Source organism: Neisseria sp. P0021.S007, assembly GCF_051956855.1.
In genome coordinates this window covers 230,009-242,724 of the sequence record NZ_JBQCXA010000001.1, presented here as the reverse complement: position 1 = coordinate 242,724, position 12,716 = coordinate 230,009, and the positions used below count along the sequence as shown (strand labels likewise).

Below are 12,716 nucleotides of genomic sequence, written 5' to 3'. Positions count from 1 at the left end.
AGCATATGCGTTTTGTGTTAAAGTAAACATTATTTAGCGGCTGTTTTGCGTCCAGGCCGTCTGAAAGGTTTTATGTCATGAACTTTTTCCGCAAGACTGTTTTATTTCTAGTCGTCCTCTCCATATTTGCCGCCTGCGGCTCATTTATTTCCCAATACGTTTTGGGCATGAACCCGTGCGTATTGTGTATCCTGCAACGCTTGTGCGTATTGGCAGTCGGGCTGTTGGCCATTGTTACGGCATTCAGCTCGCAATCTTCCAAATTTGCCCGCTCACTCTCGGCATTGTTGATTGCCGCCCCGGCCGTTTACGGCGCCGGTGTCGCCGCCTATCAAATTTGGCTGCAAAGCCTGCCGCCCGGCACCGCCCCTTCTTGCGGCGCACCTTGGACCTTCCGCCTGCGCGACTGGCCTTTGTTCGATTGGTTTGAACCTATCGTCCGCGGCTTTGGCAACTGCGCCGAGCCGGACTATCTATTCGGCGTCGCCCTACCGGTGTGGAGTATTTTGTATTTCAGCTTCGTGGTATTGCTGCTGCTTTGGGCTTGGTTGAAAACCAGAAAAATCTGATTGGTTTCGATATAAAAAGGCCGTCTGAAATTTCAGACGGCCTTTTGTTCTTTAAACTGTTTAGTCCAGATTCAACACGGCAGAAGTGTAAACGTCTTGTACGTCGTCCAAATCTTCCAATGCGTCAATCAGTTTTTGCATCTTAACCGCATCTTCGCCGCTCAATTCAGTTTCGTTTTGGGCGCGCATGGTAACGTCGCCGTCAACAGATTTGTAGCCTGCGGCTTCCAAAGCCGATTTCACACCGGCCCAGTCGTTCGGCGCGGTAATCACTTCGATGGAACCGTCGTCGTTGGTGATGACGTCTTCCGCACCGGCTTCCAAAGCTGCTTCCATCAGCGCATCTTCGTCAACGCCCGGTTCAAACACCAAATAGCCTTGATGAACGAAGTTGAACGCTACGCAGCCGTCGGTACCCAAGTTACCGCCGTTTTTAGTGAACGCATGGCGCACATCGGCAACGGTACGGGTTTTGTTGTCGGTCAGACAGTCCACCATCAAAGCCGCGCCGCCGATGCCGTAGCCTTCGTAACGCAACTCGATGTATTCCACGCCTTCCAGATTGCCCGTACCTTTGTCGATGGCACGTTGCACGTTGTCTTTAGGCATATTGTTTTCAGCGGCTTTTTCCAAAGCCAGGCGCAGGCGCGGGTTCGCGCCGGGATCGCCGCCGCCCATGCGGGCAGCAACGGTAATTTCTTTAATCAGACGGGTGAAGATTTTGCCGCGTTTGGCATCTTGTCGGGCTTTTTTGTGTTGGATATTTGCCCACTTACTATGGCCTGCCATGTTGATTCCTTTCGTTTTTTCACGCGCTGAGGCGGAATTTGCTTCATTTGTAAGGCGTGCATTTTATCATAAGTTGCCTTTAGCCAAAATATTCAGACGGCCCGAATATTTGCAAAAACAGGCCGTCTGAAAACAAAGAAACTTTTTTAAATAAAGAAGCACATTTGCGGCAAACCTTTGTCAGTTTTTCGTTTTAATTCACGAAGGTTTACGGTATGATGACAAAATCGGTCAAAATTGTTAACAACTTAACCGGTATCGAATGGCAAAACGGCCTGCTCGCCGATATTGCCAAACGCGAAAAATGAGTGGGAGTAGTTACCCGTATCATTTTATTTTTATTGTTTTTATTAAAGGTTTTATTATGGAAGAAATATTGTCTGCTCTGGTGGGTGCAGTCAATCTGGTTCTTTGGGACTACCTGCTGATTTATGCCTTAATCGGTATTGGCCTGTTTTTTACCCTGTACTTGGGCGCGCCGCAAATTACCAAATTGGGGGCGGGTTTTAAAGCCGTTTTCGGCGGCTTGTTCAGCAAAAAAGACAAAGACCACGAAAGCAAATCCCTGTCTCAATTTCAAGCGCTTGCCGTAGCGATTTCTGCGCAAATCGGTACCGGTAACGTTGCCGGTGTCGCCACTGCGATTACTGCCGGCGGCCCGGGGGCCATTTTTTGGATGTGGTTGTCTGCCATTCTGGGCATGTCTACCATTTTTGCAGAAGCCGTTTTGGCGCAAAAATACCGCGTGGTCAGCCACGGCAAATACATCGGCGGCCCTGCGTTTTACATCACGCACGGCCTGACCCCGAAAATCGGCCGTGGCGCGGCGCGTTTCCTGTCCGGCTTTTTCTCCATCGCCTTGATTATCGCGCTGGGTTTCATCGGCAACGCAACCCAATCCAATTCCATCGCCTCGGCCATGAATTTGGCTTTCGATATTCCTCCGATGGCTGTCGGCATTGCTTTGGCGGTATTCGCCGGCCTGATCATCATCGGCGGTATCAACCGCATTGCCGGTATCGCGCAATTTGTCGTGCCGTTTATGGCGGTAATTTACATCTTGTGTGCCGTGATTATTTTGTTCAAATTCTCCGACCACATTATCCCGATGTTCCACAGTATCTTTGTTGCCGCCTTCAATCCCGAAGCGGTATTGGGCGGTGCGGCCGGTATCGGTATGCGCGAGGCAGTCCGCTTCGGCGTGGCACGCGGCCTGTTTTCCAATGAGGCCGGTATGGGTTCGACCCCGCACGCTCACGCGACCGCCAACGTCAAACACCCTGTGCAACAAGGTATGGCCGCGTTTATCGGTATTTTTATCGATACGCTGATGGTCTGCACGGCAACCGCGCTGATTATCCTGCTGACCGATGCCAACCTGTCCGGCGAAACCGGCGCAGCAGTTACCCAACTGGCGTTTAACAAAGCCTTCCCGGGTTTTGGTTCACAATTGCTCGCCGTCTGCCTGACCTTCTTCGCCTTCACCACCATCATCGGCTGGTACTACTTCGGCGAATCCAATATCCGCTTCCTGTTCCGCGGCAAACACTTGGGCATCTACCGCGCACTGGTTTTGGTGGCCATCGTATTGGGTACATTGGGCAAAGTGGATTTGGTTTGGAGTATGTCCGATATGTTCAACGGCTTTATGGTTTTGCCGAACTTAATCGCCCTCTTCCTGCTGCGTAAGGAAATCCGTGCGGTTTATGACGATTATCTGGCGCAAACCAAAGCCGGCAAAGAGTTGACCTACAACTACGAATTCCACGAATTCCACGACAAAAACCCAGATTAACGACAAACAAAAACCTCTCAGTCAAACTGAGAGGTTTTTTATTTCAGGCCGTCTGAAACTACAACACATAAAAATAAATACTGATAAATTGCGTCAAACTGCCTGCTAAGACAAACAAGTGCCAGATACCGTGGCCGTGGCGGATTTTCGTATCGTTGATAAACCAATAAATCCCCGCGCTATACAATACGCCGCCCAACACCAGCCAAAATAATCCACCAGCCGAAAGCGACTGTATCAGCGGCCATACCGCCACCACAATCAGCCAGCCCATCAACACATAAATCACCATCGACAGCAGCCGCTTCTCGCTTTTGCGCCCAATTGTCAGTTCCTGAACAATGCCTAGCAAAGCCAATCCCCAAGACACGCCGAAAAGCGACCAGCCCCAGCCGCCGTGAAGGGTAATCAGCGTAAACGGCGTATAACTGCCTGCAATCAAAAGATAAATCATACAATGATCAACCTTTTGCAAAATCGCCTTGGCCTTAGGCTGCGGAATACTGTGATATAAGGTTGAACCCAAATACAGAAGCAGCAGGCAGATTCCGTAAGTCAGTGCACCGGCAATCCGATAGCCGTCCGCCGATTCCACCGCTTTCACCAGCATCAGCACCAACGCCGCCACTGCCAATAAGAAACCGGCCAAATGGCTGTACGCATTAAATCTCTCGCCGTGATACATAAACCATTCTCATTTCTAAAAGACCAAAGTGTACGCGAAGACAGAGGCTTCGTCAGAGAAATCGGTTTAAAAATAAGTTAAAGCGCAAAGGCCGTCTGAAAAACACGGCCTTGCAATATAACAAAAACATCTTTGCAACAAACAAACCATTCTTTCCCTTTTTCAGACGGCCTCACTAAAGTATCGACTATCGCCAAGGTTGCAAAGAGAGAAAAAATGTCCATCCAAAACCACCACCTCGACTGGCTCGAAGCCGAGTCTATCTACATCATCCGCGAAGTCATTGCCAACGCCCAAAATCCGGCCTTGCTGTTTTCCGGCGGCAAAGACTCAGTCGTATTGCTGGCGCTTGCCGTCAAAGCCTTCCAAATCGAAGGCCGTCCGCTGAAGCTGCCGTTCAAACTCCTGCACGTCGATACCGGCCACAATTACCCCGAAGTCATCCAATTCCGCGACGACACAGTCGCGCGTACCGGCGTACAACTTGTGATCGGTAGCGTAGAAGAATCCATCCGCAAAGGCAGTGTCGTCTTGCGCCGCGAAACCGATTCTCGCAACGCCGCCCAAGCCGTTACGCTGGTTGAAACCATTGAAGAACAAGGCTTTGATGCGCTAATGGGCGGCGCTCGCCGCGATGAAGAAAAAGCGCGCGCCAAAGAACGCATCTTCTCTTTCCGCGACGAGTTCGGCCAATGGGATCCTAAAAACCAACGTCCTGAATTATGGTCGCTCTACAACACACGCCTGTTCCAAGGCGAAAACATGCGCGTATTCCCGATTTCCAACTGGACGGAATTGGACATCTGGCAATACATCGCACGCGAAAAACTCGCCCTGCCGCCGATTTATTACACCCACAAGCGCGAAGTTGTCGAACGCAACGGCCTGCTCGTTCCCGTTACCCCGTTGACCCCAAAACGCGAAGGCGAAATTGCCCAAATCCGTGATGTCCGTTTCCGCACCGTCGGCGATATTTCCTGCACCTGCCCTGTTGCCAGTACCTCCGCCACGCCCGAAGACATCATTGCTGAAACCGCCGCCGCAACCATTTCCGAACGCAGCGCCACGCGCATGGACGACCGCGTATCGGAAGCGGCAATGGAAGAACGCAAAAAACAAGGCTATTTCTAAACCGGTTTTTCAGACGGCCCATATATATTTCAAACCCGAACAACACGGCAAAACCATCTGCCCCTGCCGTGTTGTTTGCTTTATTATTCTTGCAAATATCATTTAACAACAAAAGCTTAATTAAAAATCCTTACCAAGCGACAAACAATAAAACATAAACAAACATGGTATAATAAACGCTTACAGGCAGAGATTTAGACAAAAGTCTCAGGCCGTCTGAAGGAGGAAAAACATGAATCGACGCGTTTATATCGTACATGGCTTTGAAGGCAATCCGCACGGCAACTGGTTTGACTGGCTTTGCGCCCAAATCAAAAGCACCGGCGCACAAGCAATCTCCCTCGCCATGCCCAATCCCGACAAACCAAGCACGACCGCGTGGCAGTTTACCCTTGACCAGCACATCGGCAAGCCCGATGCCCATACCTTCCTAGTCGGCCACAGTCTCGGCTGCATTACCCTCCTTCACTTTCTCAGCCGCCAACAGCCCCAAAAAATCGGCGGTCTGTTGCTTGCCGCCGGTTTTGCCGATACGCTGCCACCCCTGCCTGCGCTTGATGCCTACATTAAAGCAGCGTCGCCCGATTTCGACATCCTGCGCAAAATCGACATGCCCAAACACTGTCTGGTTTCCGACAACGACACCCATGTTCCGCCCGAACTGACTTTGGACATGGCGGCCAAACTCAAAAGTCCTGTTACCCATATTCCCGAAGGCGGCCATTTGATGGCTTCGGACGGCTTTACCCAACTGCCGCAGGCTTGGGAAGCACTGAAACCCATGTTGACCGAATAAACACGCAATATAATTTGGTTTTCAGACGGCCTTGTCTGTCTCCCCTCCCCACGACAGGCCGTCTGAACGACAATAAAAAAACAACCTGCCCTTTCAAGCAGGTTGTTTCTTTTTATGCCTTATTGACAGCAAATTTAATATTGCACCGTCCATTCAATCTCACCGCCGGCCCTCATCGGTACAAGCTCGCCATCGCCGTAAGGTACGCTGATAGGTACGGTTTGTGTTTGTTTGACCAATGTGATGGTATCGGTATTTTCAGGCAGACCGTAGAAGTGCGAACCGTTTCTAGAAGCAAAGGCTTCCAGTTTGTCCAACGCGCCTGCTTTCTCAAACACTTCAGCATAAAGCTCAATGGCAGTCATCGCGCTGAACATACCGGCACAACCGCAAGCATTTTCTTTGGCAGTTTTGGCATGTGGTGCAGAATCCGTGCCGAGGAAGAATTTGTGCGCCTTATCACCGGTAACGGCGGCAACCAAAGCCTGACGGTGGGTTTCGCGTTTGAGAACCGGCAGGCAGAAATGATGAGGGCGCACGCCGCCGACCAAAAGGTCGTTGCGGTTGAGCAGCAAGTGTTGCGGCGTCACGGACGCGGCCACATTATCGCCAGCTTCCAATACCAGTCGGGCTGCTTCGGCAGTGGTGATGTGTTCAAACACGACCTTGAGGTTGGGCACTTGCGCCAGAACCGGCTTCATCACGCGCTCGATAAAGGCGGCCTCGCGGTCGAAAATATCGATTTCGGGGTCGGTTACTTCGCCGTGAACCAAGAACAAAATACCCTGTTTCGCCATTTCTTCCAACACGGGAATTAGCTTAAACAAGTCGGTCACGCCGGAATCGGAATTGGTGGTCGCGCCTGCTGGATAGAGTTTGAAAGCCACGATACCGGCAGCCTTGGCTTCACGCACGAGTTCGGGAGTAGCGTTGTCGGTCAAATAAAGCGTCATCAACGGCTGAAAGGCACTGCCTTCTGGCAGGGCGGCCATAATGCGCTCTTTGTATGCTTGGGCATCGGCAATGCTGACAACGGGCGGCTTCAGGTTGGGCATGATAACCGCGCGACCCATTTGTCGGGCGGTGTAGGGGGCAACGGCTTTGAGCGCGTCACCGTCGCGCAGGTGTAAGTGCATATCGTCGGGGCGGATGATGGTCAGGGTTTGCATAGCTTACTTTCGAGTGGTTTGGTTTGATAATGTTTCAGACGGCCTTTATTCGGCGGTAACGGTTTCTATCGATTTGATGTTTCAATCGTCAACCGGCCTAAGGCAAAACGGCGGCCTTATTGTCGTAAGAATGATGGGTCAAATAAAAAACAGCCTGTACCGGAAAATGCTCGGACGACGTTGTTTTGACGGTCAGCAAGGTTTCTTTCGGACTGCCGGACGCGCGCCATGCGTAGGAAATCTGACGCATAGGCAACGGGGCTTCCGCCAAATTATCGGCACGCAACTCAGCGTTCAAACCTTGCGGCGGATTTTCTGCCAAAGCTAAAAATTGTTTGAAAATCAGATGGTCGTCGGCTTTAGCCGTGCGCACGCTGCAACTGTCTTCAGTCAGGCTCAAATAATAATCTACGCCGTTTTCCGTTTTCTTCCAAATGCTTAATGCCTCCAAATCCATCATTCCGGCAGGCAAATCGGCAATATCTTTTTTCGACAATAAAACCAGTTTGTTGGCATTGGCAAACTCGCCGACAAGGGCGGCATCGCCGTCTGAGGCCACGCAGCTTTGGCGGAACAAGTCGGTTACATTTTGGGCATAATCGGCAGCGTTCTGCGGCGAAACGCCTTCCTTGCCGCATGCACTCAGGCAGACGGCCAATACGGCGGCACACAACGCGACGGCTTTAGACATTTCAGACGGCCTTATTTGTGTTTCAACACCAGCTTGAACACGCCGTCGGCTTCGCTCGATTCCAACAAGACATGTCCGGTCTGACGGCAAAACGCTTCAAAATCGCCGGGCGCGCCGCCATCGGTAGCCAATACGGTCAGCACTTCGCCCTCCTGCATTTGCGCCAAAGCTTTTTTAGCACGCAAAATCGGCAGCGGGCATTTCAAACCGATGACATCCAGAGTTTGTGTATTCATGATGAAAACTCGTCATATTAATCAGAATTAACGTCAATTATACCGCACTTACTTGCACCCCACCCTGCAAGCCCATAAAATAAAGCCGTTTTTCACTTTGGAGCTGTCTATGCGCCGTTTTGCCCTTCTCGCTCTCAGCCTTGCCGCGACTCAAGCATTTGCTTTGGGTTTCAGCCAAAAGGATACGCTGACCAACACGCGTTATCAGGAAAGCCCTGAAGAAGTTGCCGCACGCGAATTTAAAGAACATAAAGCCGAGTTGCCGCCCTTGCCCGATACCCAATCGGGCGATTGGTTCGACCTCTATGTCAACGAAACCTACGGCAAGCAGCCCAAAATCCTGCTCAGCAGCCTGCAAATCATGCCTGCGCCGGACAACAGCATCCGCTATGTCTTGAACGTACGCTCCGACAAAGGCTACGACAACCTCTCCGTCGAAGGCCTCTATTGCGCCCGTACGTCCTTTACTTACAGTAACGACAAGCGTTCTTCTTACAAAGTATTCGCATACGGCGACACAGTAAACCACCGCTGGATCGAGCCGCGTAAAGGCGATTGGAAGCTGATCGGCAATGCGTTCAGCCGCAATGATGCCCTGCACACCGCCCTGTATCAGGCATTCTGTATCGACGGTATGCCGACAACGGTCGAAGGCTTGGTACAACGTTTGAAAGAACGCGGCGGCCGTCACGGCACAACACTGACCAAGCACGACAAATAAACCGCTTTAATCAACAAAAAGGCCGTCTGAAATTTTTCAGACGGCCTTGTCTTTCAAGACGGTTTAGAATTTGTGATACAGGCCCACAGAAGCGGCTTTTTGTTCAACGCCGCCTTTGTTGGCCGCAGTCAGACGGGTTTTGTTGCCGACTTTCAGATACGCCAGTTGAGCATTGATGCCGGTGCGTTTGCTGAAGGTGTATTGGCCGCCGATAACGACTTGGTCGAATTTATCCACCAATTTCTCGCCACTGTTCACGCCCTTGGCAGGCCAGCCGTGTGCGTAAGTAATGCGTGGGGTCACGTTGCCGAATTTGTAGCCGACAGTTACCGCTGCATCAACTACTTTCACGGCTTCCTCTTTGCCTGTGTCGGTAGTGATGTCACTACCCTTGTACTGATTAAAATCATCGGTGAAATAGCCTAAATATTTGTTGGCTGTCTCATGGCCTTTGGCATATTGTACGCCGCCGCCGACAAAGAGATTGTCTTTATCGTAATAAGTTTCGACTTTGGCGATTTGCGCCGCTTTGGCTTTGCTTGATTTGTCGGTGTACGCGCCGTTGTAGTGGCCGTAAGCCGCATTGGCGGTAAAGCCGTTTTTAGAGAAACTCACGCCGCCGGTGTATTGGTCTTTGGCCGCTTGGGTATGCGTGTATTTATCTGAAGGATTGCGGTTGTCGCGCGGTGCGTAAGACACGTTGAATTTGAATCCGCCGAAATCCGGGCTGTCGTAGCGTACAGCGGCGTTGCGGTTGCCGGTACGGGTAAAGATGCCCAAGCCTGCGGCATTGGTTTTGTACATCCATGGATCGATGGTGTCCATTTCATTCAGCATATTGCTGAGTTTACCGGCGCGAATCTTACCGAAGTTACCTTGCAGGCCGATGAAGGAGTCCCGAGTGGCAAAACCTTGGGAACCGCCGGTAATGGCCGTTTTTTGTTCTACCTGCCAAATGGCTTTCAAATCGCCGCCCAAGTTCTCGCTGCCTTTGAAACCGATGCGGGAGGTATTGTCATTGATGCTGGTTGCGGTAGAGCTGGTTTCAGAACCTGCATCACCTTTGATTTTTACTTGACCGACGGTCACGCTACTTTTGATTTGACCATACAGAATCACTTCTGCAGATGCAGCCAGCGGCAAACCGGCAATAACCAAAGCGATAATCGATTTTTTCATTATTCTCTCCAAAACAAAGTTAAAATCTCGTGAAAACACGTTTAGCAATATTAATGTTTTCCAACGCTACAAACAACTACTTTCATCTTGATAAGCACTTTTATTTATTAGAGTTTAGACTTTTTACAACATTTTCAAATAAAACAGGCCGTCTGAAAGAAATTTCAGACGGCCTCTCCCATTCAAAGTCACTGCAAGGACAATCATCCCTCTTATTGCAATCATTTAATCAAAAATGATTGCTTGATAAATGTTTGCCATATATCAACCCAACATTCCCAAATTGCCACTATCATTAACTTTCTTCTTATGAAGAAGTTTTTTTATATCAATAATTTATTTGGTATAAATTTTTTCTTTTACCTAATATAAATAAACAGGAGCCCTTATGTTGAACAAACATCTCTTTTTATCTTTGCTAATGGCTGTCTCTACTGCAACGGTATCCGCCGAAACCCATCATGCACATTGGTCTTACACAGGTGAAAACGATGCTGCACACTGGGGCGATTTAAGTGAAGACTTTGCTGTCTGCAAAACAGGCAAACAGCAATCTCCTGTGGACTTCTCCGCAACAAAAGCAGTAAAAGGCAAACAACTGGCATACCGTTACAACGTCGCCGACTACAAAGTAGAAAATAACGGCCATACCCTTCAAGCCACGCCGCAAGGCAAGGCACAAACCATCGTGATTAACGGTAAAACCTATACCTTAAAACAATTCCACTTCCATACGCCGAGCGAACATACTTTCAAAGGCAAACATTTCCCGATGGAAGCGCATTTCGTCCATCAAGCCGAAGACGGTACTTTGGCGGTCATCGGCTCTGTATTTAAACCGGGCAAAAACAACCCTGCCTTGTCCGCACTCATTGCCAAAAAACTGAAAGCAGGCGAATCCGTAGATTTGAAAAACTTGAATATCCAAGCCCTGCTGCCTAAAGATAGCAAGTCATTTCAGCTGAAAGGCTCGCTGACAACGCCGCCTTGCAGCGAAAACGTGACTTGGGTTGTCTTAAAAACTCCGGTTCAGGCAGATGCGGCGCAGTTTAAAGCCATGCGCGACATTATCGGTGGCGAAAACAACCGTCCCGTACAACCTTTGAACGACCGCGAAGTCAATGAAGACAAATAACTTCTAAGGCCGTCTGAAAAGAAAAAAGCACCCGGATAACGGGTGCTTTTTCAATCACATCAATCAGGCTTTTTTGTTACCCAACGCGGCTTTCACAAACGCGCTGAATAAAGGATGGCCTTTGCGCGGATTGGAAGTAAATTCCGGATGGAACTGACACGCGAAGAACCAAGGATGATTTGGCAATTCGATGGTTTCAACCAAACGCTCACGGCCTGCGGATACGCCGCCGATGACCAAACCAGCTTTTTCCAACTGAGGCACATAGTTGTTGTTGACCTCGTAGCGGTGGCGATGACGTTCGCGGATATGTTCGCTACCGTAGATTTTTGCGGCAAGGCTGCCCGGTTTGAGGTCAACTTCTTGCGCACCCAAACGCATGGTACCGCCCAAATCGGCAGATTCGTCACGGGTTTCTACGCTACCGTCTGCAGTTTGCCATTCGTCAATCAGGGCAACGACAGGCGCAGCGCATTTCAAGTCAAACTCGGTAGAGTTCGCACCTTTCAAGCCTGCAACATCGCGGGCGTATTCGATCAGGGCAATTTGCATGCCCAAGCAGATGCCCAAGTATGGTACGTTGTTTTCACGCGCATAGCGTACGGCGGCAATTTTGCCTTCCACGCCGCGTGAACCGAAGCCGCCCGGCACCAAAATCGCGTCCATGTCTTTGAGCATGGAAACGTCGCCATTGCCCTTCTCAATGCTTTCGCTGTCGACAAAGGTAATTTGTACGTCGGTTTCAGTGTGAATACCGGCGTGTTTCAGTGCTTCGATCAATGATTTGTAGGACTCGGTCAAATCAACGTATTTGCCGACCATCGCGATTTTGACGGTATGTTTCGGATTTTGAATCGCGTGAACGATTTTCTTCCATTCGGTCAAATCGGCTTGTTTGACATTCAGTTGAAGCTGCTCGGTAATGATGCTATCGATGCCTTGGTTGTGCAGCATTTCAGGGCATTCGTAAATGCTGTCCACATCGTAGCTGCCCACGATGGCGCGTTCTTCAACGTTACAGAACAAAGCAATCTTACGGCGCTCGTCCGCAGGCATTTCTCTGTCCATACGGCAGATCAGGATGTCCGGTTGTAAACCGATGCTCAACATTTCTTTAACGGTATGCTGGGTCGGTTTGGTTTTGATTTCGCCGGCGGCGGCAATGTAGGGAACATAGCTCAGGTGGGCAAACAATGTATTATTACGGCCGAGCTGGCTGCGCATTTGACGGATGGCTTCCAAGAAAGGCAACGATTCGATATCGCCGACTGTACCGCCGATTTCAACAATCGCCACATCATAACCAGCCGCGCCTTCATGGATACGGCGTTTAATTTCATCAGTAATGTGCGGAATCACTTGTACGGTACCGCCCAAATAGTCGCCGCGACGCTCTTTGGCAATCACGTTTTCATAGACTTGGCCGGTACTGAAGCTGTTGCGGCGGGTCATGGTGGCGTTGATGAAACGCTCATAGTGACCAAGGTCGAGGTCAGTTTCCGCGCCGTCATCGGTCACAAATACTTCGCCGTGTTGAAACGGGCTCATGGTACCCGGGTCAACGTTGATATACGGGTCAAGCTTAAGCATGGTCACGTTCAAGCCACGCGACTCGAGAATAGTAGCAATAGAAGCGGCGGCGATACCTTTACCCAAAGAAGATACAACGCCGCCGGTTACGAAAATGAATTTAGTCATGATGTGATACCCATGTTGGAATGTGTGATTTTAACTTGAAGCAGCATATTCTGGCAAACGGCAAAAGCTTCAGGCCGTCTGAAAACAGCGTTTTCAGACGGCCTTATCATACTGATTCTATA

The 12,716-nt window shown here is 50.1% G+C and carries 13 protein-coding genes; 6 read left to right on the top strand and 7 right to left on the bottom strand.

All coding sequences use genetic code 11. From position 1 onward, the window contains the following. Positions 1-77: 77 nt before the first annotated feature. Positions 78-569 (top strand): disulfide bond formation protein B, encoded by a 492-nt coding sequence (locus tag ACTHUR_RS01125; RefSeq protein ID WP_039864291.1) that lies wholly within the window; start codon positions 78-80, stop codon positions 567-569. Positions 570-629: 60 nt separating this feature from the next. Here the strand turns inward: ACTHUR_RS01125 and ACTHUR_RS01120 are convergent, their stop codons facing one another. Beyond that, entirely contained in the window at positions 630-1,358 is a 729-nt protein-coding gene (locus ACTHUR_RS01120; protein WP_049329917.1) for a YebC/PmpR family DNA-binding transcriptional regulator, read from the bottom strand. Positions 1,359-1,722: 364 nt separating this feature from the next. Between ACTHUR_RS01120 and ACTHUR_RS01115 the strand changes: the two genes are divergently transcribed. Further along, the gene (locus tag ACTHUR_RS01115) at positions 1,723-3,153 is read left to right on the top strand and encodes an alanine/glycine:cation symporter family protein (protein ID WP_049335517.1); all 1,431 of its coding nucleotides are present in this window, start codon (positions 1,723-1,725) and stop codon (positions 3,151-3,153) included. 58 nt (positions 3,154-3,211) lie between these two features. Here the strand turns inward: ACTHUR_RS01115 and trhA are convergent, their stop codons facing one another. Further along, positions 3,212-3,838 (bottom strand): PAQR family membrane homeostasis protein TrhA, encoded by a 627-nt coding sequence (trhA, locus tag ACTHUR_RS01110; RefSeq protein WP_049335514.1) that lies wholly within the window; start codon positions 3,836-3,838, stop codon positions 3,212-3,214. Positions 3,839-4,027: 189 nt separating this feature from the next. Between trhA and cysD the strand changes: the two genes are divergently transcribed. Continuing rightward, positions 4,028-4,969: a sulfate adenylyltransferase subunit CysD gene (gene cysD, locus ACTHUR_RS01105; protein WP_079453679.1), complete on the top strand. Its 942-nt coding sequence runs from the start codon at positions 4,028-4,030 to the stop codon at positions 4,967-4,969. A 232-nt stretch (positions 4,970-5,201) separates the two neighbouring features. Beyond that, positions 5,202-5,765, top strand: a complete 564-nt coding sequence (locus tag ACTHUR_RS01100; protein WP_049322739.1) for an RBBP9/YdeN family alpha/beta hydrolase — start codon at positions 5,202-5,204, stop codon at positions 5,763-5,765. Positions 5,766-5,899: 134 nt separating this feature from the next. Here the strand turns inward: ACTHUR_RS01100 and pyrC are convergent, their stop codons facing one another. From pyrC to ACTHUR_RS01085, 3 genes are all read right to left on the bottom strand, one after another. After that, entirely contained in the window at positions 5,900-6,934 is a 1,035-nt protein-coding gene (gene pyrC, locus ACTHUR_RS01095) for a dihydroorotase (protein WP_070504408.1), read from the bottom strand. A 97-nt stretch (positions 6,935-7,031) separates the two neighbouring features. Then, positions 7,032-7,625: an NMCC_0638 family (lipo)protein gene (locus ACTHUR_RS01090; RefSeq protein ID WP_070588346.1), complete on the bottom strand. Its 594-nt coding sequence runs from the start codon at positions 7,623-7,625 to the stop codon at positions 7,032-7,034. An 11-nt stretch (positions 7,626-7,636) separates the two neighbouring features. Next, positions 7,637-7,861 (bottom strand): sulfurtransferase TusA family protein, encoded by a 225-nt coding sequence (locus ACTHUR_RS01085; RefSeq protein ID WP_003681929.1) that lies wholly within the window; start codon positions 7,859-7,861, stop codon positions 7,637-7,639. A 109-nt stretch (positions 7,862-7,970) separates the two neighbouring features. Between ACTHUR_RS01085 and ACTHUR_RS01080 the strand changes: the two genes are divergently transcribed. Beyond that, positions 7,971-8,582, top strand: a complete 612-nt coding sequence (locus tag ACTHUR_RS01080; protein ID WP_039862007.1) for a CNP1-like family protein — start codon at positions 7,971-7,973, stop codon at positions 8,580-8,582. Between the two features lie 63 nt (positions 8,583-8,645). Here the strand turns inward: ACTHUR_RS01080 and ACTHUR_RS01075 are convergent, their stop codons facing one another. Further along, positions 8,646-9,761 carry a porin gene (locus ACTHUR_RS01075; RefSeq protein WP_004519454.1) on the bottom strand — a complete coding sequence of 372 codons (1,116 nt, stop codon included), beginning with the start codon at positions 9,759-9,761 and terminating at the stop codon, positions 8,646-8,648. Between the two features lie 388 nt (positions 9,762-10,149). Here ACTHUR_RS01075 and ACTHUR_RS01070 point away from each other — a divergent pair, with 388 nt between their 5' ends. Next, the gene (locus ACTHUR_RS01070; RefSeq protein ID WP_004519452.1) at positions 10,150-10,896 is read left to right on the top strand and encodes a carbonic anhydrase; all 747 of its coding nucleotides are present in this window, start codon (positions 10,150-10,152) and stop codon (positions 10,894-10,896) included. A 63-nt stretch (positions 10,897-10,959) separates the two neighbouring features. On the opposite strand, the gene ACTHUR_RS01065 is transcribed toward ACTHUR_RS01070, so the two are convergent. Then, the gene (locus tag ACTHUR_RS01065; RefSeq protein ID WP_004519451.1) at positions 10,960-12,594 is read right to left on the bottom strand and encodes a CTP synthase; all 1,635 of its coding nucleotides are present in this window, start codon (positions 12,592-12,594) and stop codon (positions 10,960-10,962) included. Positions 12,595-12,716 lie beyond the last annotated feature (122 nt).

Bases quoted from the DNA above. Each gene is read 5' to 3' on its own strand.
- ACTHUR_RS01125 (WP_039864291.1), top strand. From the start codon at position 78: ATGAACTTTTTCCGCAAGACTGTTTTATTTCTAGTCGTCCTCTCCATA.
- ACTHUR_RS01120 (WP_049329917.1), bottom strand. From the start codon at position 1,358: ATGGCAGGCCATAGTAAGTGGGCAAATATCCAACACAAAAAAGCCCGA.
- ACTHUR_RS01115 (WP_049335517.1), top strand. From the start codon at position 1,723: ATGGAAGAAATATTGTCTGCTCTGGTGGGTGCAGTCAATCTGGTTCTT.
- trhA (WP_049335514.1), bottom strand. From the start codon at position 3,838: ATGTATCACGGCGAGAGATTTAATGCGTACAGCCATTTGGCCGGTTTC.
- ACTHUR_RS01100 (WP_049322739.1), top strand. From the start codon at position 5,202: ATGAATCGACGCGTTTATATCGTACATGGCTTTGAAGGCAATCCGCAC.
- pyrC (WP_070504408.1), bottom strand. From the start codon at position 6,934: ATGCAAACCCTGACCATCATCCGCCCCGACGATATGCACTTACACCTG.
- ACTHUR_RS01090 (WP_070588346.1), bottom strand. From the start codon at position 7,625: ATGTCTAAAGCCGTCGCGTTGTGTGCCGCCGTATTGGCCGTCTGCCTG.
- ACTHUR_RS01085 (WP_003681929.1), bottom strand. From the start codon at position 7,861: ATGAATACACAAACTCTGGATGTCATCGGTTTGAAATGCCCGCTGCCG.
- ACTHUR_RS01080 (WP_039862007.1), top strand. From the start codon at position 7,971: ATGCGCCGTTTTGCCCTTCTCGCTCTCAGCCTTGCCGCGACTCAAGCA.
- ACTHUR_RS01075 (WP_004519454.1), bottom strand. From the start codon at position 9,761: ATGAAAAAATCGATTATCGCTTTGGTTATTGCCGGTTTGCCGCTGGCT.
- ACTHUR_RS01070 (WP_004519452.1), top strand. From the start codon at position 10,150: ATGTTGAACAAACATCTCTTTTTATCTTTGCTAATGGCTGTCTCTACT.
- ACTHUR_RS01065 (WP_004519451.1), bottom strand. From the start codon at position 12,594: ATGACTAAATTCATTTTCGTAACCGGCGGCGTTGTATCTTCTTTGGGT.